The following is a 26,102-nucleotide window of genomic DNA, read 5'->3' on the forward strand; positions in this document are numbered from 1 at the left end:
AGCGCTTGCGGCAAGCTGAATATGGTAATATAATTTATCTGTAATTTGAAATGTTTCATTTTGATCTAAATATTAATTTATTAGTTCAACATTTATTAGTTTTTAACAAATTTGAAACGATTCATTATAAGGAGGAAAATTATGAAGATATTACTAGCATGTGGTGGTGGTATGAGTTCATCCCTGTTAGCAACCGCATTACAAAATGAAGCAGCTAAACATGGGCAAAATTGGACAGTTCATGAAACCAGCATTGATAAGGTGCCTGACGACTTGAATGAAGAAGATTATCAATTTATTCTTCTAGCCCCTCAAGTTTCCTTTAAGAAAAAAGACTTCGAAGAAGAAGCTGCTAAGAAAAATACCAAATTTATTCTTATTCCCATGACGATGTACACGCCAGCTAAAATCAACCAGTTGTACGAATTAGTTAACCAGGAGGCTGAAAAATGAGTTATGATGCCATTTCCGCAAAGATGGGACAAATTGCCAACAACCGCTATCTAACTGCTATTAGAGACGGAATGTCGGTAATCATCCCTGTTTCAATTATCGGCTCCTTCTTTACTATCCTGTTAAACTTGCCAATTGCTTCATGGAATAATTTTATTAAGCCTTATGCAGCCATGCTATCGGTGCCAATGTATTTTTCCATTAACCTAATGGCTATTTACTGTGTTTTTTCAATCACATCTCATTTGTCAAAATATTACAAAGTTGATCCAATATCAACCAGCGTTTTAGCTGAAATGTCTTTTTTCATTTTAGCTATTGAACCTATGGTTTTAAACAAGCCTAAAGCTGGTTTGGCAGCTGGGACCTACGTTTCTATTGGCAACATGGGCGCTCAAGGTTTATTTACTGCTATACTTTGTGCTATTTTTGCTACTGAAATAGTGCGGTTCTTTAACCAGCACAACTTAGTTATTAAGATGCCTAACGGTGTTCCGGCAGCTGTCGGAAAATCTTTCAGTGCCTTGATACCAGGTGTTTTAATCATTGTCGTTTCGTTTATTCTGAAAGAAATATTCAAATTAGATATCAATAAGATTTTGACTTGGGTCTTCTCCCCAATTGGGTACTTTGGTCGTGACACTTTCCTATCAGCTATTATTCCAGTCTTACTGATTACAATTGTTTGGCTGTTCGGCGTTCACGGTATGGTTATCGCAACCCCTATTCTTTACCCATACTGGTATGCCAACCTTAATGCCAATGTAACAGCAATTGCCCACGGTCAAGCTCCTGTACACTTTATGACCGAGCAATTCTTCCAATGGTTTGTCTGGATTGGTGGTGCAGGCGCTACCCTGTCATTATCTATACTCCTACTTTTCTTTAGTAAATCAAAATTCAGTAAAGCAATGGGTACAGTAACAATTCTTCCTGCTATTTTTAACATTAATGAACCGTTAATTTTTGGTATTCCAATTATCATGAACCCGTATTTTGCAATCCCATTTGTCTTAGCCCCTACTGCAATGGCGGCAGTAACCTATGGCGCAATGAAATTGCACCTGGTGGCATACACTAGAGCTGTAGTTGCTTGGACGCTTCCAGGACCTATTGGTGCCTGGATGTCTACCGGCTTTGACTGGCGCGCAATAGTTTTGTGCATAATCAATATCTTGATTTCGCTTACCATATACTATCCATTCTTCAAAATGTTTGACAACAATCAATTAAAATTAGAAAAGGAAGGCAATAATGAAGGGGATATCAGTCTATCCGAACAAAAGTAGTGTCGCTGATTGCATTAATTATATTGATAAAGCGGCTGATTTAGGCTTTAGCAGACTTTTTACCAGTCTGTTGGAGCTGACAGAAGATCAGTCAAAAACTCTTAATAAATTTAAAACGGTATTAACCCACGCCCGAACAAGAAAAATGTGGGTTAGCTTAGACGTTAATCCTGCTTTATTTGCCAGTTTGCATGTCAGTTATAATGACCTTTCTTTTTTTAAAGAATTAGGAGCTGATATTGTACGCCTAGATTCCAGCTTTGACGGACTGCCTGAATCAGTTATGACCTACAATCCCGAAGGACTAACCATTGAAGTCAACATCAGTAATGACACCAAGAACTTGGAAAACATCCTTAGTTATAGCCCCATAAAAGACAAAATTATTGGTTGCCACAACTTTTATCCCCAGCGCTACACTGGCTTAGACACAGAATACTTTTTGAACACAACCAAAAAATATCATGACCTCGGGTTAAGGACAGCAGCTTTTATTTCTTCAAATTCTGGTAAAATTGGGCCACATCCATATAATGCCGGTCTCCCTACTTTAGAAATTCACCGCGGAATTCCAATTGAAAAGCAGGCGCAATATTTAATTAATACTCAACTGATCGACGATATTTTAATTGGTAACGCATTTGCCAGCGATGAAGAATTACAAAAGGTGGCAAAGTTAAGCTCGAATATTCCTCAATTTTTTATCGATTTCGTTCCTACAGCCACTGAACTTGAAAGAGAAATAGTACTTAAAAATCTACACTTTAATCGTGGGGACATTAACAGCTATACCATTCGTTCTACTTTTGTTAAATTAAAATACAATAAGCAAAACATTCCTGTGAATAACCCTGTACCTACCCTAAAAAGGGGAATGATTACAATCGGTAATAATGATTTCAAGCAATATAAGGGTGAATTGAATATCGTTAAACAGAACATGGATAATCATGATCATTTAAAAAATGTTGTTGCTCAGATAGTCCCTAGTGATTTGCAATATATCGACTTTATCAAGCCCTGGGACAAATTTAAATTTATTGAGCTTGCTAGTTATTAAAGGAAAAACTATGAAAGGTTTAGAAGAAAGCAGTTTTGAAATTATCAGCCATTCCGGACAGGCAAAGACAGAAATAATGGCGGCAATAGCTGATTCCAGAGATACAGTAAAGGATCCTCAGCCATTGCTTAAGGATGCAAAAGAAGAACTGAAAAAAGCACAAAATGTGCACTTAAAAGTGATATCAGACTTTGCCAAAACTGGTAAAAGTAATATTGATCCCTTATATATGCACGCTGAAGACCAAATGATTACAGCGGAAACTTTTCTTGATTTAGCTACTGAATTAATTAAAACTAATTTAGAAATCAATAAGTTGAAACAAGAGAAACGAAATAATAAGGATTAATAATTTACTATTAGTTAGTCCACCAATTGGTCCGAAAGAAAAATAATGGAAATAGCACCTAAACTGATAAATTTTGAAAAAATGGGTATCGGTCTCTTTGTTCATTGGGGACTATACTCAAGATTTGCTAAGGGAGAATGGTCACAAAATATTTTAAATATTACCAATTATCAAAACGCTTTTAGCGAATTTAATCCCATTGAAGATAATATTCATAACTTAGTAAAACTGGCTAAAGAATGCGGTTTTAAGTATATTGTACTGACTGCTAAGCACCATGATGGCTTCTATTTATTTGATACCAAGGGCATCCACAATTTTGATAGTGTTCACACACCCTTTGGCAAAGATGTAATTAAAATATTTACACATGAGTGCCATGAGCAAGGAATTGCACCATTTATTTACTACGCTACTTATGATTGGCATAATAAAAAATATCAGGCAGATTTTAACGGATATTTAAAGGAATTACGCCAGCTAATCGGAATTCTCTGCACTAATTATGGCAAAATTGGCGGTTTCTGGTTTGATGGTAACTGGAACAAACCCAACGCTGATTGGCAGGATGAGCAGCTTTATCAGGAAATTAGAAAACTGCAGCCACAAGCTATTATTACCAACAACACCGGATTAGGAAAGCAAGGAATAAGTGACGGACGAAAAGTGGACGTCCTGACTTTTGAAAGAGGCAACCCTCAAGTAATCAACCATTTTCAAAATAATCGTTATTTTGCTGCTGAAACCTCATTGACTCTAAACAGACATTGGGGCAATGCCCAAAATGACCTTAATTATGTTTCGGCGCGGCACTTAATTGAACAAATTTGTCACACTCGCAAAGTGGGGGCAAATTTATTAATTAACGTGGGCCCAGAATTTGATGGCTCTTTAAATATTCATTGCCTGTCGTTACTAGAAATTATTAAACAATGGATGGCAATTAATAAAGAAGCAGTCTATAACACCAACAATTTTGAGCATAAAACTTACACCGCTGCTGGAAATGATAATGATTTTATTAAGGGTAATTATTTATTTGTGGATAATCTGGGTAATGTTGGCAATCAAAACGTAGTACTGGGAGGAGAAAAAATGCGAGAAATAGTATTTAATAATTTTCCGCCCCAAAAGATCGAGCGCATTGTTTGGCTGGATAATGGCACTAACGTGGCGTTTAAACAACTGCCAGAAAAAAGCCAACTGATAGTTAAAGCAGACGGATTCGAGTACGGAACCAACTTGGTAGAGCGTGTAGCCAAGATTTATTGAACTTCATTTAAATAAAAAGACTAATAAATTACCATAATAAGGTGGTGAGCCCCAAAAGTTAGACAACTTTTGGGGCTTTTTCACCTGTGGCGATATTAGTATCAATAAAATAGTGGCATAGTTTATCGGGTCCGACTTACTACTGTTTGTGTCATATTCTAATTTAGCAGTCTTTAACGCTTTGACTTTCCCCTTTTTACCAATGTTAGTCACGATTAGCACAAGAATGACCCACGAAAAGAACCTCTTGTAGTTAATAGTCACCGGTTCTTTAAAGAATTTGTTTCACCATTCAAACAAGTGTTAATTTACTGGACATTTTTGTATTTAAATTTCAGAAAATTAAGTTAAAATTGTCTTGCAAAATTACTTTTAAAATTTGTCCTTATCATGTTTTCTCTTGTACCAATCATGTATTTCAAAAAATGTACATATTGCGAAATAAAGCAGCACAACAACAAAAACCACAGTAATCACTTTAACGAAAACAGCAAAATTAAACAAAATTGATAACCATAAAAAGGCCACAAACACTGCTGCAATAGGTAAAAATATTTTATCAATTTTATGTTCTATAAAAAGTGTATGAAGCGCGTTATTTCGATCTGTATTTGTAATTTTCTTTTTCATCATGACCGCTCCTTTCGCCTAATATTAAAAATTAATTAATTAATTTTATTTAGTATAATATAGCATAAAAATTTAGGCAGCGAGTAATTGGCTAATTTTTTTGATCTAAAAAAAGCAGCTGCTATAATCATTTGCTTTACTTGACAAAATACTTGGTTAGATTATGTAAAGAAAGCTTGATATTATAAGCAGAATCATATTAAGCAGCAAAACATGACATTGTAATCTAGCATTAATTTCGTTATAATTGAAAGCGATAACACGAGGGGTGCCTTTTTGGCTGAGATGAAAATTATTTCAGACCCTTTGAACCTGTAAGTTAACACTTGCGTAGGAACGTGTCGAACCTGTTAAGCTTTGGCATTTTCACATGCTAAAGCTTTTTTTATTAATCAAAATTTTAAAGACAGTTAATTAGGAGAATATAATGCAGTTAGAATTATTAGACAAATTACGAGCGCAAAATCCTGTTATTTTCAACATTGCCAATTTTGTAACAGTTCAGGATGTGGCAAATGCTGTTAATGCTATTGGTGCTTCACCAATTATGAGCAATGAAGTCGCTGAAGCTGAAGAAATAGTGCGGCTGGCTTCTGCTGTTACAGTTAACATTGGCTGTTTAACCAAAGAGCAAATTAATCACATTAAAAAGGTGGAAGATTTAGCACGACAATATAATAAACCGATAGTGTTTGATCCCGTAGCCGTTGGTGCGGTTGAATATCGCTATAAAATTGCAGATAAGCTTTTGTGGGATTTTCATACGAGTATTATTCGCGGCAATATTGGTGAGATCGCTGCCTTAGGTGATTTTGAGTGGAATTCAAAGGGCATTGATGCAGGCTCCGGTTCTGGTGATATTGATGAAATTACTGCAAAAACAGCGCAGAAATACCACTGTACAGTTATTGCCAGTGGTCCTACAGATACAATCAGCGACGGCAAAAGACTAGCGCATATACATAACGGCTCGCCCCTTTTTAAAACCCACGTGGGCTCTGGTGACATGTTGACTAGTATTGTTACAGCATTTACTGCAGTTGCTAACGATCCTTTTGAAGCAGCTCAAATAGGTGCTTTAGTTTTCAGTTGCGCTGGTCAATTAGTAGTTCAAGATCATCCCAATGTCGGACCAGGTACTTTTGGCATGTATCTCATGGATTATTTGTATAAAGTAAAAGCCGTAGATATTGAACAAATTGCTGATTTTGATTAAGGAACTTTATGATGACTGAAAAAATTAATTCTTTTCCCCAAGTTTTAACCATTGCCGGTACAGATTCTGGTGGTGGTGCCGGGATAATGGCTGACCTTAAAACTTTTCAAATGCAAAAAGTATTTGGGACAGCTGTAGTGGTAGCCGTGACAGCACAAAACACTTTAGGTGTGCAAAAATCTTTTTTACTACCTTTAGAAATGATCGATGCCCAATTCGCCTCTCTGGCAGAAGATTTCCGCATCCGTGCTTGTAAAACGGGAATGTTAGGTGATGCAGCTCATGTTCACCAAGTTGCACTTAATTTGCAAAAGTATGACTTTGGTCCTATTACCATAGATCCAGTAATGGTTGCTAAGGGTGGTGCTCCATTATTAAGTCAAGATGCTGTCGCCACCGTTAAAAACGAATTGCTGCCTTTAGCCGATCTAATAACACCCAACTTGCCAGAAGCAGAAACTTTAACTGGCATCAAGGTACAAATGCAAGATCAATATCCAGAATTAGCTCATAAATTACAAGATATGGGAGTTAAAAATGTGCTAATTAAAGGCGGTCATGCAAGTAGCGATCAAGTAAAAGATTATGCTTTATTTGCTGATGGTTCCGATCTTTGGGTCAGCAGTTCCAGAATACATACCGAACGCACTCACGGCACCGGTGATACCTTAGCTGCAGCAATTACAGCCCAGCTGGCTTTAGGTCAAAGTTTGCCTACGGCAATTAAAATTGCTAAAAAGTACGTTACTAAAACTATTAAGGAAACCATTCAAGTTGGTCATGGTCATGGCCCTTTAAATCATTGGGGTCAGTAATTTAGGAGAAATAATGAAAAACTTTAACACTGATTTTTTACATGCTTACTTTATTTGTGGCAGTCAGGACGTGCCAGAAGGTAAAACATTACCAGGCATAGTCGAAGAAGCTCTTGCTGCAGGTATTACTGCTTTTCAATTGCGGGACAAGGGTTCTAATTCAACTTTAAGTGAAGCCGAGAGACTCCCTATGGCGCAAAAGCTGCACCAATTGTGTTATGCATATCACGTGCCCTTCTTCATTGACGATGATGTTCAGCTGGCACAACAAGTTCATGCCGAAGGCGTTCATGTTGGTCAAAGCGATGAAGAAATCAGACAGGTCATTAAAGAAGTTGGCGGTCGGATGATTATCGGCTATTCCTGCTCGAATTTAACGCAAGTTGAGCAAGCCAATAAAATTAGCGGAATTGATTATTATGGCAGTGGCCCAATTTATGCCACCCAATCTAAAAGTGATGCCGACCCCGAAATTGGTATTGCCGGCTTAAGCCAACTGGTCAAAAGCACAACCAGGCCAATTGTTGCTATTGGTGGGATTACCGCTAGCGACTTAAGCGCAATTGCTAAAACTAAAGCAGCTGGAGCTGCGGTCATTTCTTTGATTGCTCAAAGCAATGATATTAAGCAGACCGTTAGTCAAATGCTCACAGCGCCATGGGTGAAAAATGACTAGTATATTTTAAAAACAAAAAAATGATTCTGCACTTGGCAGAACCATTTTTTATTGATAATAAACAGTTATAAATTGATAAAAATATCAGTTAATTTTTGGAATTAACCTAGCTGGGCAATCTTTTGCAGTGTTCTAATCATTTGGGCTACAAAACCGGACTCATTATCATACCAGGCGTAGCCTTTAACTAGTTGTACCCCATTATCTCCAGTTTCAACTTGGGTGAGAGTTGGATCAAATACCGAACCAAATTCAGTGCCAATAATATCTGATGACACAATTTGGTCGTCATTATAGCCAAAAGAAGCATTGCCTTCGGTATGCTTTTTAATTCTAGCGTTAAATTCTTCAGCTGTAACTTTCTCTCCCAAAATAGCGGCTAGTTCAGTAATAGAACCAGAAATAACAGGGACTCGTTGAGCAATACCCGTAAGTTTGCCATCCAGTTCAGGTATAACTAGTCCAATCGCTTTAGCTGCTCCAGTTGAATGCGGAATAACATTAGCGACAGCGGCACGAGCATTACGGACGTTGCCACCACGATCAGGTCCATCCTGTAACATTTGTGAAGCAGTATAGGCATGCGTTGTAGACATAATGCCCACCTGAATGCCAAATTCATCGTTCATTGCCTGTGCTAATGGTGCTAAACAATTAGTGGTACATGAGCCTGCGGAAATAATTTGATCAGAGTCAGTTAATTGATCATCATTTACGCTATAGACAATAGTTTTCATATTGCCTGCAGGAGCAGAAATTAATACTCTTTTAACACCGGCATCAAGGTGAGCTTGGGATTTTGCAGTTGAAGTATAAAATCCAGTGCATTCAAGTACTATTTTAACTCCATCGTTTTTAACCCACGGAATTTGACTGGCATCTTTTTCCGCATAAACCGGAATATTTTTACCATCAATTACAATACTATTAGTTGTAGCAGTTACTTCATGATTAAATTGACCATGCGCAGTATCATATTTTAATAAATGTGCTAACATAGCTGGTGAAGTTAAGTCGTTGATTGCGACAATTTCGATGTCATCACTGGCCACTTCATAAATGCGCCGTAAAGCAAGCCGACCAATGCGACCAAAACCATTAATACCAATTTTTGTAGTCATAATAAGTTCCCCCTTTAGATTACAAAATTAGTATATTAAAACAAATTCACTCTGCATAATCCGAGATTGTAATAGGGTTATCACTTTTAATGATATGGAGTATTATGAATTTTAACGATTTATATATTTACCAAACAATTTATGAAACTAGATCACTGAATAAAGCGGCACTAAAATTGGGCTACACTCAATCCAATATTACGGCCAGGCTCAAAACAATGGAGCGAGAACTGAAAGCGCCACTTTTTGTGCGTTCTAATTTAGGGGTTAGACCAACTAAAAATGGGCAAAAAATGTATCATTTTGCGACTAAGGCACTACAAAACTATCAAAACTTAAAAGACGATTTAACCAGTAACAAACCAAAAGTTTTAATCTCCGAGTTGCTTTTTGGCTATGTTATTACCCAAAAGAAACAGTTTGCACTTGATCAATATGAAGTCATCATTAAAAGTACTAATGAAATTCAAGAATTATTAACTAAGCATCCCTATGACATGGTTTGGGCCTTTACCCCGATCACTTTACCCCAATATTCGTTAATCAAGAAAAGTCATTTACAAGCTTGTTTTTTAAAAGGCAAAAAGCAGGAAAACAAAAGTGTCCCAGTTGCTATAAATGCAGACATAAATTGTCCGTTTCGCAACTTGACTCTCAAATTAACGCAGAATAAAAACAGTGTCACTGAAATTGATTCACTGGAAATGATTTTAGAGTTAGTCAAAAAAGGCCAGGCAATTGCATTATTGCCTAAATACTTAATGAATGATGATTTAGTTGCAGCTGATTCGCAAAGTTGGAATATCCCCTATTATTTTTACCGTTATCATTTATAAATGATAAAAGACACCATTATTTGAATAACGGTGTCTTTAAATTTCTAGTTCAGTTCCTTTAAATACGTTTCATAAACTGGGCACAGATTAAACGCATACTTATTGTAAGTTCGCGTTGCTAATGGGTCTGTAGAGTCAAATTCACCACTTAAAGTTTGATATTTTGCTTGTGCCCAATTTAGCAATTGCTGTTGCAATTGGTCTAATAAATTAGGCTTAACAGCACCCATCCATCCTAAAGTCAATTCTTGAGGGGTATCCTCAAAAGAAAAGCAATAAGCCTTAATTTGTCCAGCAGCAATCAGTGCTAAGGGAGCGTGTTCAAGTTGATCAGTGAAAATGGTTTTGCTCCACTCACTAAGAGGTATCTTTGCAACCGGATTTGCTAAATGATTTTTTTGATAATCTGAGAAGCTCACTTGTGCCAGCCTATTCATTATTACAGAATCTTTTTTTATTTCATGTAGAGTGACCATCTGTAAATCAGTATCAATTAGAATATTTTTCAGTGCCCTTTTCAAGGGCATCTGGGGTTCTACAGTAGTTCTGATTAATTTAAAACCATTTTTTTGACCAATGGCATTAAAGAGCAATTGCGGTGCATAATCATAAGTAATTAATGCGTTTTGGTGATTTTTTTGGGCTTTTGCCGTTAAATCCGTCAGTATTTGCTCATAAACCTGCATTTGTTCCACGCTGGTTAATCTAGGTGCAAGATAGCCTGCAAAATTTAAGGAATAAGGGTGAAAAGCATTTTGCCAACAGGTCATTAATCCGACTGGCTTATTTTCCAGATAATAGGCTTGTGTATGTTGAGGAAATTGTTCTATAGTTTCCTTAATTTTTCTATCTGAACTTACATTGGCTAATAATGAGCCATACATAATTAATAATCTCCTTTATGGACTATTTTTTTCGCCCGTAAAATTTTGGCCTTGGCATCATTGTAGCCGTCAATGTAGCGTTCTATTTCAATTGCTTTATTCTGGGTAACACGATTAACTAAGTTAACACCTTTTTTAGGAAAATCCTTGAAAGAATGACTCTCTGCATAGTCCTTTTTGGCTTGTTCACAACCCATTTGATAATCACTGAGAGAACTCTTTTTCACAGCAGTTTTTGCTGCATTATAGGTATAATCAGTGGTATCACGCCATTTTTTATAGGCTTTTTCAGCTTCTTTATAGTTTCCGGCTTCATAATTTTCTTTGACATAATCATGTAATTGTTTTAAATTAACCATTTTATTTTTCCCAAAGTTAAACATAATTAACTTCCACATCACCCATGCTGAAATGACCTGTTAACATTAATGTAGGACCGCCACCGGTAGATCCGTCATCAATATCTAATTCTCCCAGAGCTAAGTCTAAGTTATCACTATTGACTCTCCATGAAGTTGGAACGTAAATTTCAATCTCACCCATAGTGCCACTAATGTCAACAGTCACTACATCGCCTGCAGCTTTAGCTTGATCAAGGTAGACTTCAACTTCACCCAAAGAAGAATTAATTGTTATACTGCGTAAATTTTGTGAATGAACGTAACGCGAAACTGATGACAAGCGCTGATTAATTACTATGTCTTCGCCATCAACGTTTCCAGTACCGCCACTGAATACGTTATTATCAATTCTTGAACGATTATTGCTAAAGTTCTTCCATTTCCCGTCTTTTTTTTGATTAAAATAGACTATCCTGGGAAACCAGCTTCTCTTAAAAATCAGCGTTAAACCTAAATAAATTAATAACGCCGCCACTAAGACCGTCCACGGTACAATTTGAGTAATATGCAACGGTTCAGCGTAAACAATTAACAAAAAGGCAATGGAAAAAGTTGTACCAAACAAACTCTTATCCGCCACGCTTTCGATCAGTGCCGCTCCGAAGATGATAGTCCAAATAATCATGCTGACTTTCAGATGAAATGAAAGCAGATGCAGCTGATTAAGAACTAAGAACACGGCAGCAGCAACTAGAGCAATGCCCCAAAATATTTCTCTGAGTTTAAATCTTTTCATTATGATGACCTTCTCTCGTTTAACCTATCATTCAAATTATGATAGTAGTGACGTGAAACATAGACAGTTTTATAAGAATCGCGAAAATTAATCTTACAGTTAGAAATCGAGCGTGTTAACGCATAGATTTGATTTAAATTTAAAATTGTTGACTTAGATACCCGCATGAACTGGTTACTTAACAAGTTTTCCAATTCATAGAGCTTATAATCTACCGTAAACGCATCCCTGGCAGTATGTGCAATTACCTGTTTATCTTCTGTTTCAAAAAATAAAATTTCATTCATACTCAAGTAATAGGACACATTTTCTTTTTTGCCTTCTATCTGGTCAGGATGTTTATTAATACCTTGAAGTTGATGGTAAATTTGTTCAACTTCTGGTGTCACGGCTTTAGCATGAATTGTGATACTGGTATCATCATCGTCCAGATCTGGATTTAGTTCTATTTTTATTTTCACGCTTCTCACCTGCCCTTCATCACTTGATGATTTAATTAAACGCTTATTTTAATTTAAAATCTAGCACTTTTGACTAAGTGGCAATTATAAGAAACCAAGTGGCATATTTTTTTGATTTAGAAGAAGCCAAAAATTTAAAGTCAGTTTTACTATAGTATTTTATTTAAGACAATTTTAGACTAAAATATACATAAATTACCTAAAATATGCTATTTTAGGTAATTTTATGATATTATTATGTAAGAAGATAATTTTGGGAGGCAAATTATGGCAACTAAGATTGTTACTAAAAGATACTCTGTTAATATAGACAAACAAATAGCGGATACTGCAGAGCTAGTTATCCGAAAAATTGGTCTTAAACCTAATGATGTAATTTCAATGATGCTTACACAGATTGCGGACAAAGGTAAACTACCCGTAGCATTTTCAGTTGATGACTATGACCATCTAAAAGATGAAATTATTGCAGCTAGTCGTAAAATTCCTGCACAAAAGGTTGAAACCTCCGAAGAAATAGCTGACTTTTTCGCAGATTAAGGAGACCAGTTAATGAATTTGGGCGATATTTTTATAACATACCTTGAATACGAAGATGTACCAAATGGAAAAAGTCGGCCAGTTTTATACATTGAGCAGGATGATGAATTTTATTATGTATTTAAAATTTATCAAAATAAGTCAAAACGCATTCGCGCAAAGTATGCTAAAATTACCGATTGGCAAAAGTCTGGCCTTAACAAGGAATCATGGATAGACTGTAATAAACGTTATCAGCTCAGAATTGATAAAACTCGACTAAAAGATATAGGTAACTTAACGGTAACTGATTTGAATAATCTTAAGAAATTTATGTGGTAACCAGCAATTTTACAGGTATTTATGCCTGCAAAGTTGCTTTTTGATATAACCAAAAAGTGGCCATTAATCTGAAAAAGAAAGCCAATTACAAATTAAGTAATGGCTGCCTCATCACTGGTATGCCACTGATTAGTGATGATTGATCTCTAATCTATTAAAATTATTAAACAGTATCAAGAATCAAAAATGCATTGAGTAATGAAGCTCAATGCATTTTTGGTTAGTCTAATAGCAATAATTTTTTCAGACTGCTTTACTAATTATTTATTCCAAACCAACTTTTTTAAAGATTTCGTTAACATGACGCAAATGGTAATGATAGTCAAAGGCATCAGCTACATCATCTTCTGTAAGATAATCCATGATTGGACTATCTTCAACTAATTTTCTAAAAGAAATGCCTTCATTCCACGATTTAGCGGTTAATTTTTGGACCATATCATAGGCATTTTCACGGGAAAGACCAGCCTCATCAATCAATTTTAATAATAAGCGCTGGGAATAAATCAGGCCATAAGTTTTATCCATATTCTTAAGCATTGTTTCTGGAAAAACATCTAGATTTGTCAAAATACGGTTAAAGCGATCAAGCATATAATCAATACCAATTGTTGTGTCTGGCAGAATCACTCTTTCGGCACTGGAATGGGAAATATCGCGCTCATGCCAAAGTGATACATCTTCATAAGCAGTAATAATATGACCCCGTAGAACCCGCGCCATTCCGCAAAGATTTTCTGAGCCAATAGGGTTGCGTTTATGAGGCATTGCCGACGAGCCCTTTTGTCCCGCACGGAAGTGCTCCTCCACTTCGTGAATTTCAGAGCGTTGCAAACTTCTAATTTCGGTAGCCCAGTTCTCAATACTGGTAGCTATTAGCGCCAAAGTCGCAATATATTCAGCGTGTAAATCACGCGGCAAGACCTGGCTGGTAATAGGCTGCTGGGTCAGGCCCAATTGTCTTAAGACACTAGTTTCAACAGCTGGTGGGACGTTAGCAAAAGTTCCCACTGCTCCAGAAATTTTCCCTGATTCTACACCTTTTGCTGCATGTTCAAAGCGTTCAATATCCCGAGTAATTTCTGCATACCAGCGAGCGAGCTTCAGACCGAAAGTAGTGGGCTCAGCTTGCACACCATGCGTGCGTCCCATTTCCACCGTATTTTTATATTTACGTGCTTTATTCGCAATCGTCTGTTTTAAATCTTGCAAATCTTGGCGAATAATTGCATCAGCCTGTTTTAAAATATAACCCTGCGCCGTATCAACCACGTCTGTTGAAGTCAAACCAAAGTGCACCCATTTTTTCTCCGGGCCCAGACTTTCAGAAACTGTTCTGGTAAAAGCTACTACATCATGGTGCGTTATCTGCTCTAATTCAGCCACTCTTTTAGGCGTGAAGCTGGCATTTTGGGCAATTTTAGCAGCATCTTCTTGAGGCACTTCCCCTAATTCGCTCCAGGCATTGGTGGCGGCTATTTCTACTTTAAGCCAAGCTTCATATTTATTTTCATCAGACCATATTTTACCCATTTCTGGGCGAGTATAACGTTCTAACATAAATTACATTTCCCACGGATCTTGTAAAACTATCGTTTGTTCACGGTCAGGACCCACTGAAACAGTAACTAGAGGTATCCCCACAAGTTCTGACACACGATTCAAAAACTTCTGTGCATTCTCTGGCAAATCAGACCAGGTCTTGGCATTCGTAATATCTTCTTTCCAAGCCGGTAATTCTTCGTAAACAGGTTGACAGCGGTCTAATTCTTTTAAACTAGCTGGGTAGTAATCAATTTTTTGACCATCAAGTTCATAAGCAGTTGCAATTTTAATAGTGTCAAAGCCGCTGAAAATATCAAGTAGGTTAAGACTTAACCCGTTAATGCCAGAAACGCGCTTGGCATGACGTAAAGCGACTGAATCAAACCAACCTACGCGGCGCGGACGACCGGTAACTGTCCCATATTCATGAGCAGTTTCACGAATACGGTTACCAGTTTCATCTAATAACTCAGTTGGAAAAGGTCCGGCACCAACACGGGTCGTATAAGCTTTGCAGACACCAATAACAGTTTTTAACCGATTAGCACCTACTCCCATGCCACTGGCAATGCCACCGGAAATGGTATTTGACGAGGTAACAAAAGGATAAGTCCCTTCATCTATATCAAGCATAATTCCCTGTGCACCTTCAAATAACACTTTTTCATCATTATCTAGTGCATCGTTAACTAACACTGACGTGTCAGTAACATATTTCTTCATTTTTTGACCATATTCATAATACTTAGTGAAAATGTCATCAAATTCAAGTGCCGGTTTGCCATAAATTTTAGTGAAAATGTCATTTTTCTGAGTCAAGTTAGCACGTAATTTTGCTGCAAAAGTATCTTTTTCAAGAAGATCACAAACTCGAATGCCTATTCTGGAAGCCTTATCCATGTAGGCAGGTCCAATACCATTTTTAGTAGTACCGATTTTCTGATCGCCTTTTGCTTCTTCTTGGTACTCATCTTGCTTAATATGATATGGCATGATGATATGAGCACGATTGGAAATCTTCAATTTACTAGTGTCAATTCCCTTTTCTTCCAGATTTTTTAATTCGCCAAATAAAACCTCGGGGTTGATAACTACGCCATTACCAATTACCGCACCTTTATCTGACGCAAAAATACCTGATGGAATTAAACGCATCTTAAAGTCTTGACCATTTATCTCAATAGTATGACCAGCATTATTACCGCCATTTGAGCGTACAGTGTACTCTGCTTCGTTACTTAAAAAATCGGTAATTTTACCCTTTCCTTCGTCGCCCCATTGACTACCAACAACTGCAACTGCTGTCATTTTTATTCACCTCATTAAAATTCTACAAATATCACGTAAATAGTCTAGCAATTTCCCGATTTTTAGTCAAATTTAAATGCGAATTATTATAGCTGGTACATTTTTGATAGTTCGATTTTTATGTTGACAAAAAAACTTTTATTGATTATAGTTACTTCGTTTGCAAAGAGATTTTACTTAGGAGCCGATTTATTTATGAGCAATTATTTCAGTATGGAAGCCTTTGATTATGATGATATTCAGCTTGTGCCCAACAAGGGAATAATTAAAAGCCGTCATGACGCGGATACAAGTGTTAAGTTTGGAAACCGAACATTTAAAATACCGGTTGTTCCAGCAAACATGGAAAGCGTCATTAATGATGATTTAGCTGTTTGGCTGGCACAAAACGGCTACTACTATGTCATGCACCGCTTCCAACCGGAAAAGCGACTCGCTTTTATCAAAATGATGCACGAAAAAGGCTTATTTTCCTCAATATCTGTCGGTATTAAAAAAGGTGAATACGACTTTATTGATCAATTAGTTGCTGAAAACATTAAGCCTGAATATATCACGATTGATGTAGCTCACGGTCATTCTATCTATGTTATTGATATGATTAAATACATTAAAGAAAAATTGCCAGATACTTTTTTAACAGCGGGCAATATTGCGACCCCGGAAGCAGTTCGTGAATTAGAAGGTGCAGGAGCAGATGCCACAAAAGTTGGTGTTGGCCCTGGTCGCGCATGTATTACAAAACTCAAAACTGGTTTTGGCACTGGTGGCTGGCAATTAGCCGCTTTAAGAATGTGCAGTAAAGTAGCCAGCAAACCATTAATTGCTGACGGCGGTATCCGTTATAACGGTGATATAGCGAAGTCCATTCGGTTTGGCGCTACCATGGTCATGATCGGTTCAATGCTTGCAGGGCATGAGGAATCACCCGGTAACGTGATTAAAATTAATGGCAAAACTTACAAGCAATATTGGGGGTCAGCTTCTGAAGTGCAAAAAGGGGCGTATCGTAATGTTGAGGGTAAGCAAATGCTTGTTCCTTATAGGGGGCATATTGCCGACACTTTAAGAGAAATGCAGGAAGACTTGCAATCTTCAATTTCGTATGCCGGTGGCAAAGATCTTAGTTCAATTAAGTTGGTTGATTATGTAATTGTCAAAAACACAATTATGGATGGCGATAAATAAATTCAGCTAATTTGAGATAAATTATGCAATTTATATGGTAAAACGGCGTTATTTTCGATAAAATGAGATTTATCTCAGTATTGTTAGGTAGGCAGTACTGAGATTTTTATTTTCTTCTAATTTATTTGATGCCTAGTTTTAACAAAGAAAAAACTAAAAACGCGTCATATTAAGATTTCTTGGTCTTAATACGACGCATTTTGAATTTAATTAAACTTTTTATCTTAATACACGCATATTACCTTGTTTAGCCATTACCGCTTGAATTTCTGCATCACTAACTAAGTTAAAATCACCGCTAATAGTTAATTTTAAGACGCTGGCTGCTAAGGCATAATTAAGCATCTTTTCCTTAGAAAAATTATGCACCAAGCCATGAACTAAACCGGCACCAAAAGCATCACCAGAAGCTACACCTTCCCAGACATGCATTTGATAGACTGGTGCTTGAAAAACCTCACCATGATCAACCATCAAAGCAGTCCACTTTGAATCTTCAACCGAATGAATATCTCTTAAAATGCTGGCTACTGTCTGACATTTAGGATATTTACGCGAAATTTCTTTCATCCCTTGAATAAATGTTTCTCTTTGCTCAATACCATGACTCATATCGTTATCAAAAGCTTTGATCCCTAAAGTCGCCTCAAAGTCTTCATCATGTGCAAGACAAATATCTACATAAGGCATTAATTTTGCCATTGCTATCTGTGCATCCTTAGGCGACCACATTTTTCCCCTATAATTAAGGTCACAGATAACCTTAATATCATGCTTTGCGCAATATTGACAAGCCGCCAAAAGTGCTTTTTGCAATGCAGAAGAAATCGCGGGTGTAATTCCTGAAAAGTAAAAATAACCTGCATCTTGCAAAATTTGGTCCCAGTCATATTCTTCAGCCGGCGCCACAGCAAAAGAACTTCCTGCGCGATCGTAAACTACACTGGTATTGCGAATGCTGGCTCCCTTTTCGAAAAAATAAATTCCTAAGCGTGGTCCGCCCCGATGAATTTCACTGGTATCTACCCCATAACGACTTAGTGCTTCTAATGCTGCCTGACCAATAGCATGAGCTGGTACTTTAGAAACAAATTGAGCATTATCACCTAATAGAGCCAGTGATACGGCTACATTTGCTTCTGCTCCTCCATATAGACCAGAAAAGCTATCTGTTTGAATGATACGCTCGTTTTCACGCGGCTTCAGACGCAACATAATTTCACCAAAAGTGACAATCTTTTGCATACCCATCACCTATTTTCTTTGATTCGCAGATATTCTTTGCGATATAACTTAGCTTGCTCAGTTACTGCCGCATAATTTCCTTTGGCAGCAGCTGCAGTCAAATTGCTGCCGGCACCAACTACAGTGACACCAGCTTCGAACCACTCGTGCATATTGCTTAAGTTAACACCACCAGTCGGCATGATATTAGCTTGGGGTAAAGGTGCTTTAACAGCCTTAACAAAGCCAGGTCCCATGGTACTTCCCGGGAAAACTTTAACAATCTCTGCACCATAGCGCATAGCCGTTTGAATTTCACTCACAGTCATACAACCTGGTATATAAGGTACCTGATACTCATTACACAAAAATGCGGTATTCTGGTCAAAAGTAGGAGCTACAATAAATTTGGCTCCTGCCAAAAGTGCAATTCTTGCAGTTACTGCATCCAAAACTGTGCCGGCACCAATCACAACATCTGTGTCTTTAGCATATTTTGTACTTAGTTTTTGTATAATTTCTGACGCATTAGGCACAGTAAAAGTTAATTCAATCGCTTTAATTCCACCCTTAATACAGGCATTGGCAGTTTTCTCAGCTTCTTCAGGAGAATTTCCTCTAACTACTGCAACTATTCCCGCATTTTTGATAGCTAAAAGTGTTTCTGATTCTTGCATTGTAAGTCCTTTCATTACTCTTTTTATCTTATGGTAAACCTTTACCTAAAATAATTCAATGACGTTTTTCGCGGACCCGTCAGTTTTTGGTTATTTGCTATAATGAACTTAGTACAATTATTCGAGGGTATTATGAAGAAAAAAACAGCAAGTATTAAAGATGTTGCCAGCTTGGCAAATGTCTCTATTGCAACAGTTTCACGTTATTTACATGGCCAACTTAATCGAATGTCAGCTGAAACAGCTGATCAGGTAAAAAACGCAATTGTTAAACTGAATTATGTTCCTAATGCTGCAGCCAGACAGCTAATAACTCACAAAAGTAAAATGATTGCGATCATTGTTGTTAATATAGCTGATTCGTTTTCTACCGAATTATATAAGGGAGCCAATTCTGTCTTAGAACGCGCTGGCTACGCCACCGTAATGCTTGACACTGATTCTCAACAAGCTAAAGAAAAACAGCTAATTAATATGGTGGGATTAAATACTTATGACGGGTTAATATTACAGCCTTTAAGTAGTGATGTTGCTAAAATCAAATCTGAAGTCCGGAGAGATTTGCCAATTGTAATTCTTGACCGTCAATTAAAGGACTCCCCGTGGCCCCAAGTAATAAGCGAAAATTTTGCAGCTAGTAAAAAAGCTGCTCAGCATTTTTATCAACATGGATTTACAAAAGCAATTGTTTTTTCATCCTCAATCGCAATTGCCTCGACTAGGCAAAAGCGTCTTAAAGGTATTAAAGCTGTTTATCCGCAAGTTACCATCTTTGAACTTGACGAAAAAATGCTCCAACATAAGGAAATATTTGCTAAATTAGAAAAAATTTTGGCCGAAAAAGCAGAAAAAACCGTGCTTTTCTTTTTAGAAGAACGGTGGCTTTTGTTATTTTTACCAGATTTAATTCATGCTAACCTTTTACCCAACAAAAATATAGAAATTTCTGGTTTTGCGGATTCCAGCTTAATTTCGTCTATTTGGCCCTCTGCTAAGATGATATTGCAAGACCCTTACAAAATGGGGCAAAAAGCTGGTGCAATCATGCTTAATTTATTGGCAAACAAACAAAACGTACCTCATACTTCAATGGTTAAAACCAGTTTTATTAAAAAAGACTAAAAAGGGGCAAAATCTAACTCAAAAAATAAAGCGCTGAGAACTTATCTTCTCAACGCTTTTTTAGATTGAATATAATATTGGTTTTCGTTAATTTATTCTGACTAATTTACACTATAAAAGCACAGTACAAAGCATTTTTTAGCCTGCTAATATAAATAGCTACTTAAAAACTTGAACCAGGTTATCACGTACCAAGCATTCCGCAATCTCAACAGTATTGCTAGCGGCGCCTCTTAATAAGTTATCGGCTACGACCCACATATTGAATGCGCCGGGATTTTCTTGATCTGGGCGAATACGCCCAACAAAAGTTTCTTTTTTTCCTGCTGCTAACAAAGGCTGTGGATAAATCTGGTTTTGGGGATCATCTTGTAGAACCAGTCCTGGAGTCTTCTTAATTTCCTGCTGGATAGCAGCAGCAGTGACTGATTTGTCTTTAAGAACGAAATAAACCGTTTCGCCATGACCAATTTCAACTGGCACCCGGACGCAAGTAGCAGTAACTTTTATCTGCTGTGAATCTTGATCATTACACAAAATCTTTTTTGTTTCATGAATCATTTTCCATTCTTCGTGTGTATAACCATCATCTTCAAATACATCAATTTGCGGTAATAGGTTAAATGCTATCGGGTAATGCTTTTTAGCAGATCCAGTTGGCAATATTTTGGCTTCAGTCTCTTGATTATTCAGCCTATCTTGTGCTTGTTGAAGCAGCTCATCCCAAGCTGCCTTACCAGCACCAGAAACGGCTTGATAAGTCGAAACAATAATTTGTTTAATTCCCCACTTAACGTGCAGTGGATAAAGCGCAGCCACCATTTGTATTGTTGAACAATTGGGGTTAGCAATAATTCCATGATGGTTAACCAATTGGTCATCGTTAACTCCTGGCACAATTAGCGGAACATCATTAGCCATACGAAAAGCACTGGTATTATCTACACACACTGCTCCTCTTTTAACCGCTTCAGGCAACAATTTCTGAGACACCGCACCGCCGGCAGATGATAAAACCAAGTCTACACCATTAAACGAGTCCGGCCGTGCTTCTTCTACTTTAATTTCTTGATTTTTAAATTTTAGTTTTTTACCTGCTGAATTCTTAGAAGCCAGCAATTTAACTTCTTTAACAGGAATTTGTGCATGTTCCAATTCACTAATTAAGCGTTGACCCACTGCGCCTGTAGCACCTAAAATTGCAACTACATATTCTTTCATTTAATATCGCCCTTTTCTGCTAAAAATTTTTGAATACGCTTCATAGCTGTATGCAGATCTTCATCGCCAGCAGCATATGAAAAGCGAATATATCCTTCTCCACCAGCACCAAAAGCACTTCCGGGAGTACCACCAACTTTAGCTTCATGTGCTAAATCTAAGGCAAAAGCTTCGTCATCTTGACCGTAACTTGCTGGTATTTGGGCAAAAACATAAAATGCGCCCTCACTCTTATGCGTTTTTAAACCCATTTTATTCAAAGCAGCAACAATATAGTCACGCCTTTTTTGATAAATTATTCGTGCTTCGACAGGATCCTGATCGCCATTTTCAAGGGCTTCTGCAGCCGCGGCTTGAGCAGGATTAGAGGGTGCGGTTACCAAAAAGGCGTGCATCTTGGCAACTAAACTAATTAAAGCAGCTGGACCTGTCACATAACCTATTCTATAACCCGTCATAGCATGAGATTTTGAAAGACCGTTAATTACTAAAGTGCGTTCAGGTAAATATTGAGCTATTGAAATATGGGCAAAATCATACGTCAATTCACTATAAATTTCATCAGAAATCACATACAGCTGGTGCTGCCTAATAATTGGAGCTAGTTGACCTAAAACTGAGGCTGGGCACTCCCTACCAGTGGGATTAGTCGGGTAATTCAGTAAAATGGCTTTTGCTTTAGGATACTTAGTTAGAGTTTTTTCCAGAACTTGCGGAGTTAAAACAAAATTTGTGTCTGCAGTATTAATGGCAATCAATTCGGCTTTAGTGTACTCAATTAACGGAAAATAAAGAGCATACGATGGCGTTGGTACAATGATTTGATCTCCCGGTTGAAACAATGCCAACATAGTTGCAGCTATGGCTTCAGTTGCACCGACAGTAGCAATAATTTCACTTTCAGGATCATACGAAAGATTTTGTTTACGTTTTAAATAATTGCTGATTGCCTTCCGCAGTCTTAAAGTTCCCTTTTGAGCTGAGTAGTGTGAATCATTATCTAAAATGCTTTGAGCAGCCGCTTGTTTAACATGTTCAGGTGTATTCAAATCTGGTTCTCCCAGAGTCAATTTGATTAAATCAGGTACATTTTCAATTTTTTGAGCAAAAGCCCGGATACCAGAAGCAGGAATTTGTGCTAAAGGTATGTGGGTAATTGGAGTTAAATCAGCAGCTAATTGTGGCATTCATTATTCTCCTTATAAAATTTGGTCCAAACCGACCACTAATTCCGATAAATTCATTATTTGATCTAAAGCAACTTTCACGCCTTGCATAAATGAAGAACGTGAAAACGAGTCTTGTCTAATAGTTAAAGCTTCGCCAGGACCACCAAAAAGCACCTGCTCGTGAGCTATATAGCCGGGTAACCGCACAGAGTGAACGGGAATGCCATCATAATCCGCACCGCGAGCTTGAGAATCATTTGCTGTTTGAGAGCAGTTTTCTGAATTACGATTAGCAGCAATTAATTTGGCAGTGGTAATAGCCGTAGCACTCGGAGCATCCTTTTTGTCAGCATGATGCATTTCAATGACTTCAGCATCAGGAAAGTAACGGGCTGCTTCTTGCGCAAATTTCATTAATAACACGGCCGACAAGCCAAAATTAGGAGCAATAATACCGCCTAACTTTTCTTTTTGTGCAATTGCTTGTAATTTTTCAGTTTGTTCAGTAGTTAAACCACTAGTGCCAATAATAGGACGTATATGGTGCTTGAGTGCAAATTCGGTATTTTTATAAACAGCTTGTGGAGTAGTAAAATCAATCCAAACATCAGCTGCAACATCAACCATTGCTAAATTATCAAATCGCTTAACGTCAGGCTTGAAATCCGAACTGCTAGAGGCTGTGGGTGCTAAAACTGCTACCAGTTGACAATCCGGTAATTTTTCAACTAATTGAACTGCTTGTCTGCCCATAGATCCTGTGGCACCAGCTATTAAAATTTTTTTCATTAATCTACTCCTAATTCTAGTGGCAGTTCATGCAATAAAGCCGCTTCATCTAAACCTAAATGAATAGCTAATTGCCGTTTTTCTGTCTCATTTAAATCTACAATCGGTAACCGGCAGCCACCAGCAGGTAAACCCTGAGCGTTTAAAACTGCCTTAACCGGTGAAGGTGAGGGGTACATAAATAATGCTTGCATTTTCGGCATTAGTTGTCTTTGCAATTTACCCGCTGCAGCAATTTTGCCCTGATCTAAGTCATCATACATTTCTCGCATAGCTTTGCCATAAATATGAGAAGCTACCGAAATTACTCCTTTTGCTCCCAAGACTTTAGCCGTTAAAGATTGTAAGTCTTCGCCTGTATATACCAAAAAGTCATTGGCTGCATGTTCAACAATATATTCCAAGTCTTCTAAATCTGAGCACTGCTTAACACCAGCAATTTTTGGATTACGCGATAAATCAACCAGAGTTTCCTTGCTAATCTTAATTCCTGTTCGTCCCGGAATATTATAAATAATGATTGGTACAGGTGAATTTTCAGCTACTTTTTGAAAATGAGCTGTAATTCCTCTTTGATTCGGCTTGTTATAGTATGGCGCAACTACTAATGCCATATCAATACCGGGAATTTGTCCTACTTCTTCCGTAAACGCAACAGTTTGGGCAGTATTATTGCTGCCTGTTCCGGCTATCACAGGTACACGGTGATCAACTATTTGAGCGAATTTAGTGTACAACGCAATTTTTTCATCATGGGTCATGGTTGCTGTTTCACCAGTCGTACCGCCAATAACGAAACCATTGCTACCTGTATTGAGTAAATGCTCGGTTAATCGTTTCAGACCAGGATAGTCAACTTCTCCCTCCTTATTAAAAGGGGTAATTATCGCGGTCATTAAATCTGCCTTATCAAAATTAGTCATGTTTTTTCTCCTTTTGAGCTACATGTGACTCAGTAAAAAACCCACCATTGCTTTAATTCCTATTACTATTGCTTCTTCGTGCGGATTAAATGTTGCAGAATGAAGTTGGGAATTATCATTTACGCCCAGCCAAAACATGGTACCGGGAATTTGTGCCAGCAAATAGCCAAAGTCCTCTCCTGTCATAGCCGGCTGCATCTCTTGGTAATTAATTTGAGTATTTTCCTTCATATAATTAATGAACTCACTTGTAATTTGAGGATTATTTTCAACTGGCCAATAGCCGCCTTGATTAAGCTGCAAATCAACCTTAGCATTATAGCTTTGTGCTATTCCTTGAGTTACCTCCCGCAGACGCTGATCGATTCTTTCGATCATTTTTTGAGTTAGCCCGCGAATAGTTCCTTCTAAATGAGCATGACCGGCAATTGCATTTCTAACTGTTCCAGCCCTAACTTTTCCTATTGTAATAACACCACTTGCAATTGGATCAATACTGCGAGATATAATTGTTTGAATTTGTTCTATTAAAGCAGCAGCGGCCACTACCATATCATTAGCTTGCTGTGGATATGCGGCGTGACCATCTTTACCATATAAGTCAATATTGATTTCAGTTGTGCCCGCAAATAATGTTCCTAAACGGCAGCCAATTGTGCCGGTGGGTAAGTCGGGAGTAACATGCAAGGCAAAGAATTCATCTGGATGCCATTTACCAGTAAAAACCCCAGCTTCATAAGCTTTTTTACCACCACTTTCACTTTCTTCAGCTGGCTGGAAAAAGAAAAGTAAATTATCCTGCGGTTGCTGGTCACAAAAATAAGCTAAAATTCCAAGCGCTACTGTCATGTGGATGTCATGACCACAGGCATGCATTTGACCATGATTGTGGGAAGCAAACGACAAGCCAGTATTTTCTTGAACTGGCAGACCATCTATATCTGCTCGATAACCAATTGTTTTTTGTGGTTTACTTCCCCGAACCAGAACTAATATAGCTGTAGGTAGTTCAGGGCATGTACGTATTTCAATATTTTTCTGGTTAAAATTACCAATGACTTGCAAGAGATATTTTTGTGTTTGATATTCATGCAACGCTAATTCCGGTATTTGATGCAAGTCACGGCGAATTTTAATAAGTTGCGCAGAAGTTAACATTAATTCACAGCTTTCTTAGTCCCTGTTCAATTCCTGTCTTAGAGGCAGTTTTTTGATCACGCATTTTAATAATTTTTGCTGGTACTCCGGCAACGACGCTGTTTGCAGGTACATCTTTTGTTACTACCGCCCCGGCCGCTACTACCGCATGGTCACCAACTTGGACTCCTTCTAAAACTACTGCATTAGCACCTATCAAAACATTTTTGCCTATTTTTACAGGTTGTGCTGAGGCTGGTTCCACGACTCCGGCAATTACCGCTCCTGCTCCTATGTGGCTGTTCGCACCAACGATTGCTCGGCCGCCCAAAACAGCATTCATATCAATCATGGCATTTTCGCCAATTTCTGCTCCAATATTAATGACGGCCCCCATCATAATTACCGCATTTTTGCCTATTTCAACATTTTCACGAATAAGGGCACCCGGTTCAATTCTGGCAGAGATGTTCTTCATGTCTAGCAGGGGAATAGCAGAATTCCGACTGACATTTTCCACTTGATAATATGTTATCTTCTCGGCGTTTTTTTCTAAAAAAGGACCCAAGTCTTGCCAATCTCCAAAAACGACCCCGGTATGAGTTTCACTAAAAATCTTGCAATTTTCAGGCCACTTTAACTTAGACATCTCAGCCTTGATATATACTTTCACAGGTGTTTTTTTGGTTGAATTAGCAATGAAATCAATAATTTCTGTTGCCGACATTTTTTTCATATT

Annotated in this window: 29 protein-coding genes and 1 riboswitch; of the genes, 13 read left to right on the forward strand and 16 right to left on the reverse strand. The window is 37.7% G+C overall.

Annotated features, from left to right (window positions below; genetic code table 11):
- Positions 1–141: 141 nt before the first annotated feature.
- The 5 genes from H3T47_RS01470 to H3T47_RS01490 are packed head-to-tail and all read left to right on the forward strand — an operon-like array spanning position 142 to position 4,423.
- The gene (locus H3T47_RS01470) at positions 142–453 is read left to right on the forward strand and encodes a PTS sugar transporter subunit IIB (RefSeq protein ID WP_046327757.1); all 312 of its coding nucleotides are present in this window, start codon (positions 142–144) and stop codon (positions 451–453) included.
- Complete coding sequence (locus tag H3T47_RS01475; protein WP_199282307.1) at positions 450–1,742, forward strand: PTS sugar transporter subunit IIC; 1,293 nt, start codon at positions 450–452, stop codon at positions 1,740–1,742. The genes H3T47_RS01470 and H3T47_RS01475 overlap by 4 nt, the downstream gene beginning before the upstream one ends.
- The gene (locus H3T47_RS01480; RefSeq protein WP_199282308.1) at positions 1,708–2,802 is read left to right on the forward strand and encodes a DUF871 domain-containing protein; all 1,095 of its coding nucleotides are present in this window, start codon (positions 1,708–1,710) and stop codon (positions 2,800–2,802) included. Before H3T47_RS01475 ends, H3T47_RS01480 begins: the two co-directional genes overlap by 35 nt.
- A 10-nt stretch (positions 2,803–2,812) precedes the next feature.
- Positions 2,813–3,151 (forward strand): PTS lactose/cellobiose transporter subunit IIA, encoded by a 339-nt coding sequence (locus tag H3T47_RS01485; RefSeq protein WP_109918901.1) that lies wholly within the window; start codon positions 2,813–2,815, stop codon positions 3,149–3,151.
- A gap of 45 nt (positions 3,152–3,196) precedes the next feature.
- Positions 3,197–4,423, forward strand: a complete 1,227-nt coding sequence (locus H3T47_RS01490) for an alpha-L-fucosidase (protein ID WP_109918902.1) — start codon at positions 3,197–3,199, stop codon at positions 4,421–4,423.
- Positions 4,424–4,795: 372 nt separating this feature from the next.
- Here H3T47_RS01490 and H3T47_RS01495 read toward each other — a convergent pair whose 3' ends face one another.
- A complete protein-coding gene (locus tag H3T47_RS01495; protein ID WP_046327762.1) occupies positions 4,796–5,053 on the reverse strand; it encodes a hypothetical protein in 258 nt (85 codons plus the stop codon).
- A 254-nt stretch (positions 5,054–5,307) separates the two neighbouring features.
- Positions 5,308–5,407: riboswitch (TPP riboswitch) on the forward strand.
- 73 nt (positions 5,408–5,480) lie between these two features.
- Between H3T47_RS01495 and thiM the strand changes: the two genes are divergently transcribed.
- The 3 genes from thiM to thiE are packed head-to-tail and all read left to right on the forward strand — an operon-like array spanning position 5,481 to position 7,760.
- Complete coding sequence (gene thiM, locus H3T47_RS01500) at positions 5,481–6,269, forward strand: hydroxyethylthiazole kinase (RefSeq protein WP_199282309.1); 789 nt, start codon at positions 5,481–5,483, stop codon at positions 6,267–6,269.
- Between the two features lie 11 nt (positions 6,270–6,280).
- The gene (gene thiD / locus H3T47_RS01505) at positions 6,281–7,084 is read left to right on the forward strand and encodes a bifunctional hydroxymethylpyrimidine kinase/phosphomethylpyrimidine kinase (protein WP_199282310.1); all 804 of its coding nucleotides are present in this window, start codon (positions 6,281–6,283) and stop codon (positions 7,082–7,084) included.
- A 10-nt stretch (positions 7,085–7,094) separates the two neighbouring features.
- The gene (gene thiE / locus H3T47_RS01510) at positions 7,095–7,760 is read left to right on the forward strand and encodes a thiamine phosphate synthase (RefSeq protein WP_370567558.1); all 666 of its coding nucleotides are present in this window, start codon (positions 7,095–7,097) and stop codon (positions 7,758–7,760) included.
- A gap of 101 nt (positions 7,761–7,861) precedes the next feature.
- Here the strand turns inward: thiE and gap are convergent, their stop codons facing one another.
- On the reverse strand, positions 7,862–8,881 hold the full coding sequence (gene gap, locus H3T47_RS01515; RefSeq protein ID WP_199282312.1) for a type I glyceraldehyde-3-phosphate dehydrogenase: 1,020 nt from the start codon (positions 8,879–8,881) through the stop codon (positions 7,862–7,864).
- A gap of 104 nt (positions 8,882–8,985) precedes the next feature.
- Here gap and H3T47_RS01520 point away from each other — a divergent pair, with 104 nt between their 5' ends.
- Positions 8,986–9,717: a LysR family transcriptional regulator gene (locus H3T47_RS01520; protein ID WP_199282313.1), complete on the forward strand. Its 732-nt coding sequence runs from the start codon at positions 8,986–8,988 to the stop codon at positions 9,715–9,717.
- A 44-nt stretch (positions 9,718–9,761) separates the two neighbouring features.
- On the opposite strand, the gene H3T47_RS01525 is transcribed toward H3T47_RS01520, so the two are convergent.
- From H3T47_RS01525 to H3T47_RS01540, 4 genes are read right to left on the reverse strand one after another with little or no spacing between them, the layout of a single operon-like run.
- Positions 9,762–10,601: a hypothetical protein gene (locus H3T47_RS01525; protein WP_199282314.1), complete on the reverse strand. Its 840-nt coding sequence runs from the start codon at positions 10,599–10,601 to the stop codon at positions 9,762–9,764.
- A gap of 2 nt (positions 10,602–10,603) precedes the next feature.
- Positions 10,604–10,960, reverse strand: a complete 357-nt coding sequence (locus H3T47_RS01530; RefSeq protein ID WP_199282315.1) for a hypothetical protein — start codon at positions 10,958–10,960, stop codon at positions 10,604–10,606.
- Between the two features lie 16 nt (positions 10,961–10,976).
- On the reverse strand, positions 10,977–11,738 hold the full coding sequence (locus H3T47_RS01535) for a LiaF domain-containing protein (protein WP_046327769.1): 762 nt from the start codon (positions 11,736–11,738) through the stop codon (positions 10,977–10,979).
- Positions 11,738–12,199, reverse strand: coding sequence for a LytTR family DNA-binding domain-containing protein (locus H3T47_RS01540; protein ID WP_109918913.1), 462 nt, complete (start codon positions 12,197–12,199; stop codon positions 11,738–11,740). Before H3T47_RS01540 ends, H3T47_RS01535 begins: the two co-directional genes overlap by 1 nt.
- Positions 12,200–12,466: 267 nt before the next feature.
- Here H3T47_RS01540 and H3T47_RS01545 point away from each other — a divergent pair, with 267 nt between their 5' ends.
- Together H3T47_RS01545 and H3T47_RS01550 are read left to right on the forward strand one after the other, a co-directional pair.
- On the forward strand, positions 12,467–12,739 hold the full coding sequence (locus H3T47_RS01545) for a type II toxin-antitoxin system RelB/DinJ family antitoxin (RefSeq protein ID WP_038524621.1): 273 nt from the start codon (positions 12,467–12,469) through the stop codon (positions 12,737–12,739).
- 12 nt (positions 12,740–12,751) lie between these two features.
- The gene (locus tag H3T47_RS01550) at positions 12,752–13,060 is read left to right on the forward strand and encodes a hypothetical protein (RefSeq protein WP_199282316.1); all 309 of its coding nucleotides are present in this window, start codon (positions 12,752–12,754) and stop codon (positions 13,058–13,060) included.
- A 264-nt stretch (positions 13,061–13,324) separates the two neighbouring features.
- Here H3T47_RS01550 and purB read toward each other — a convergent pair whose 3' ends face one another.
- Together purB and H3T47_RS01560 are read right to left on the reverse strand one after the other, a co-directional pair.
- Positions 13,325–14,620: an adenylosuccinate lyase gene (gene purB, locus H3T47_RS01555; RefSeq protein WP_199282317.1), complete on the reverse strand. Its 1,296-nt coding sequence runs from the start codon at positions 14,618–14,620 to the stop codon at positions 13,325–13,327.
- 3 nt (positions 14,621–14,623) lie between these two features.
- Positions 14,624–15,913 (reverse strand): adenylosuccinate synthase, encoded by a 1,290-nt coding sequence (locus H3T47_RS01560; protein ID WP_038524629.1) that lies wholly within the window; start codon positions 15,911–15,913, stop codon positions 14,624–14,626.
- Positions 15,914–16,108: 195 nt separating this feature from the next.
- Here H3T47_RS01560 and H3T47_RS01565 point away from each other — a divergent pair, with 195 nt between their 5' ends.
- Entirely contained in the window at positions 16,109–17,101 is a 993-nt protein-coding gene (locus H3T47_RS01565) for a GMP reductase (protein ID WP_199282318.1), read from the forward strand.
- A 219-nt stretch (positions 17,102–17,320) separates the two neighbouring features.
- On the opposite strand, the gene H3T47_RS01570 is transcribed toward H3T47_RS01565, so the two are convergent.
- Positions 17,321–18,346, reverse strand: coding sequence for a sugar kinase (locus tag H3T47_RS01570; RefSeq protein WP_199282319.1), 1,026 nt, complete (start codon positions 18,344–18,346; stop codon positions 17,321–17,323).
- Between the two features lie 5 nt (positions 18,347–18,351).
- A complete protein-coding gene (locus H3T47_RS01575) occupies positions 18,352–19,002 on the reverse strand; it encodes a bifunctional 4-hydroxy-2-oxoglutarate aldolase/2-dehydro-3-deoxy-phosphogluconate aldolase (protein WP_109918920.1) in 651 nt (216 codons plus the stop codon).
- A gap of 132 nt (positions 19,003–19,134) precedes the next feature.
- Between H3T47_RS01575 and H3T47_RS01580 the strand changes: the two genes are divergently transcribed.
- A complete protein-coding gene (locus H3T47_RS01580; RefSeq protein ID WP_199282320.1) occupies positions 19,135–20,124 on the forward strand; it encodes a LacI family DNA-binding transcriptional regulator in 990 nt (329 codons plus the stop codon).
- A 159-nt stretch (positions 20,125–20,283) separates the two neighbouring features.
- Here H3T47_RS01580 and H3T47_RS01585 read toward each other — a convergent pair whose 3' ends face one another.
- The 6 genes from H3T47_RS01585 to dapD are packed head-to-tail and all read right to left on the reverse strand — an operon-like array spanning position 20,284 to position 26,099.
- Positions 20,284–21,345: an aspartate-semialdehyde dehydrogenase gene (locus tag H3T47_RS01585; protein ID WP_199282321.1), complete on the reverse strand. Its 1,062-nt coding sequence runs from the start codon at positions 21,343–21,345 to the stop codon at positions 20,284–20,286.
- Complete coding sequence (locus tag H3T47_RS01590; protein ID WP_199282322.1) at positions 21,342–22,532, reverse strand: aminotransferase class I/II-fold pyridoxal phosphate-dependent enzyme; 1,191 nt, start codon at positions 22,530–22,532, stop codon at positions 21,342–21,344. The genes H3T47_RS01585 and H3T47_RS01590 overlap by 4 nt, the downstream gene beginning before the upstream one ends.
- A gap of 12 nt (positions 22,533–22,544) precedes the next feature.
- Positions 22,545–23,303, reverse strand: a complete 759-nt coding sequence (gene dapB / locus H3T47_RS01595) for a 4-hydroxy-tetrahydrodipicolinate reductase (RefSeq protein WP_199282323.1) — start codon at positions 23,301–23,303, stop codon at positions 22,545–22,547.
- Positions 23,303–24,226, reverse strand: a complete 924-nt coding sequence (dapA, locus tag H3T47_RS01600) for a 4-hydroxy-tetrahydrodipicolinate synthase (RefSeq protein WP_199282324.1) — start codon at positions 24,224–24,226, stop codon at positions 23,303–23,305. The genes dapB and dapA overlap by 1 nt, the downstream gene beginning before the upstream one ends.
- Before the next feature lie 18 nt (positions 24,227–24,244).
- Positions 24,245–25,384: an N-acetyldiaminopimelate deacetylase gene (locus tag H3T47_RS01605; RefSeq protein ID WP_199282325.1), complete on the reverse strand. Its 1,140-nt coding sequence runs from the start codon at positions 25,382–25,384 to the stop codon at positions 24,245–24,247.
- A 4-nt stretch (positions 25,385–25,388) separates the two neighbouring features.
- Positions 25,389–26,099 (reverse strand): 2,3,4,5-tetrahydropyridine-2,6-dicarboxylate N-acetyltransferase, encoded by a 711-nt coding sequence (gene dapD / locus H3T47_RS01610; protein WP_199282326.1) that lies wholly within the window; start codon positions 26,097–26,099, stop codon positions 25,389–25,391.
- Positions 26,100–26,102 lie beyond the last annotated feature (3 nt).

The sequence above is a fragment of the Lactobacillus sp. W8093 genome, assembly GCF_016100925.1.
GTDB classification, from domain to species: Bacteria; Bacillota; Bacilli; order Lactobacillales; family Lactobacillaceae; genus Lactobacillus; species Lactobacillus helsingborgensis.

Bases quoted from the DNA above. Each gene is read 5' to 3' on its own strand.
- H3T47_RS01550 (WP_199282316.1), top strand. From the start codon at position 12,752: ATGAATTTGGGCGATATTTTTATAACATACCTTGAATACGAAGATGTA.
- gap (WP_199282312.1), bottom strand. From the start codon at position 8,881: ATGACTACAAAAATTGGTATTAATGGTTTTGGTCGCATTGGTCGGCTT.
- H3T47_RS01575 (WP_109918920.1), bottom strand. From the start codon at position 19,002: ATGCAAGAATCAGAAACACTTTTAGCTATCAAAAATGCGGGAATAGTT.
- dapD (WP_199282326.1), bottom strand. From the start codon at position 26,099: ATGAAAAAAATGTCGGCAACAGAAATTATTGATTTCATTGCTAATTCA.
- dapB (WP_199282323.1), bottom strand. From the start codon at position 23,303: ATGAAAAAAATTTTAATAGCTGGTGCCACAGGATCTATGGGCAGACAA.
- H3T47_RS01605 (WP_199282325.1), bottom strand. From the start codon at position 25,384: ATGTTAACTTCTGCGCAACTTATTAAAATTCGCCGTGACTTGCATCAA.
- H3T47_RS01485 (WP_109918901.1), top strand. From the start codon at position 2,813: ATGAAAGGTTTAGAAGAAAGCAGTTTTGAAATTATCAGCCATTCCGGA.
- H3T47_RS01535 (WP_046327769.1), bottom strand. From the start codon at position 11,738: ATGAAAAGATTTAAACTCAGAGAAATATTTTGGGGCATTGCTCTAGTT.
- thiM (WP_199282309.1), top strand. From the start codon at position 5,481: ATGCAGTTAGAATTATTAGACAAATTACGAGCGCAAAATCCTGTTATT.
- H3T47_RS01480 (WP_199282308.1), top strand. From the start codon at position 1,708: ATGAAGGGGATATCAGTCTATCCGAACAAAAGTAGTGTCGCTGATTGC.
- H3T47_RS01565 (WP_199282318.1), top strand. From the start codon at position 16,109: ATGAGCAATTATTTCAGTATGGAAGCCTTTGATTATGATGATATTCAG.
- dapA (WP_199282324.1), bottom strand. From the start codon at position 24,226: ATGACTAATTTTGATAAGGCAGATTTAATGACCGCGATAATTACCCCT.
- H3T47_RS01570 (WP_199282319.1), bottom strand. From the start codon at position 18,346: ATGCAAAAGATTGTCACTTTTGGTGAAATTATGTTGCGTCTGAAGCCG.
- thiD (WP_199282310.1), top strand. From the start codon at position 6,281: ATGACTGAAAAAATTAATTCTTTTCCCCAAGTTTTAACCATTGCCGGT.
- H3T47_RS01520 (WP_199282313.1), top strand. From the start codon at position 8,986: ATGAATTTTAACGATTTATATATTTACCAAACAATTTATGAAACTAGA.
- H3T47_RS01495 (WP_046327762.1), bottom strand. From the start codon at position 5,053: ATGAAAAAGAAAATTACAAATACAGATCGAAATAACGCGCTTCATACA.
- purB (WP_199282317.1), bottom strand. From the start codon at position 14,620: ATGTTAGAACGTTATACTCGCCCAGAAATGGGTAAAATATGGTCTGAT.
- H3T47_RS01580 (WP_199282320.1), top strand. From the start codon at position 19,135: ATGAAGAAAAAAACAGCAAGTATTAAAGATGTTGCCAGCTTGGCAAAT.
- H3T47_RS01490 (WP_109918902.1), top strand. From the start codon at position 3,197: ATGGAAATAGCACCTAAACTGATAAATTTTGAAAAAATGGGTATCGGT.
- H3T47_RS01560 (WP_038524629.1), bottom strand. From the start codon at position 15,913: ATGACAGCAGTTGCAGTTGTTGGTAGTCAATGGGGCGACGAAGGAAAG.
- H3T47_RS01525 (WP_199282314.1), bottom strand. From the start codon at position 10,601: ATGTATGGCTCATTATTAGCCAATGTAAGTTCAGATAGAAAAATTAAG.
- H3T47_RS01475 (WP_199282307.1), top strand. From the start codon at position 450: ATGAGTTATGATGCCATTTCCGCAAAGATGGGACAAATTGCCAACAAC.
- H3T47_RS01590 (WP_199282322.1), bottom strand. From the start codon at position 22,532: ATGCCACAATTAGCTGCTGATTTAACTCCAATTACCCACATACCTTTA.
- H3T47_RS01585 (WP_199282321.1), bottom strand. From the start codon at position 21,345: ATGAAAGAATATGTAGTTGCAATTTTAGGTGCTACAGGCGCAGTGGGT.
- H3T47_RS01470 (WP_046327757.1), top strand. From the start codon at position 142: ATGAAGATATTACTAGCATGTGGTGGTGGTATGAGTTCATCCCTGTTA.
- H3T47_RS01545 (WP_038524621.1), top strand. From the start codon at position 12,467: ATGGCAACTAAGATTGTTACTAAAAGATACTCTGTTAATATAGACAAA.
- H3T47_RS01530 (WP_199282315.1), bottom strand. From the start codon at position 10,960: ATGGTTAATTTAAAACAATTACATGATTATGTCAAAGAAAATTATGAA.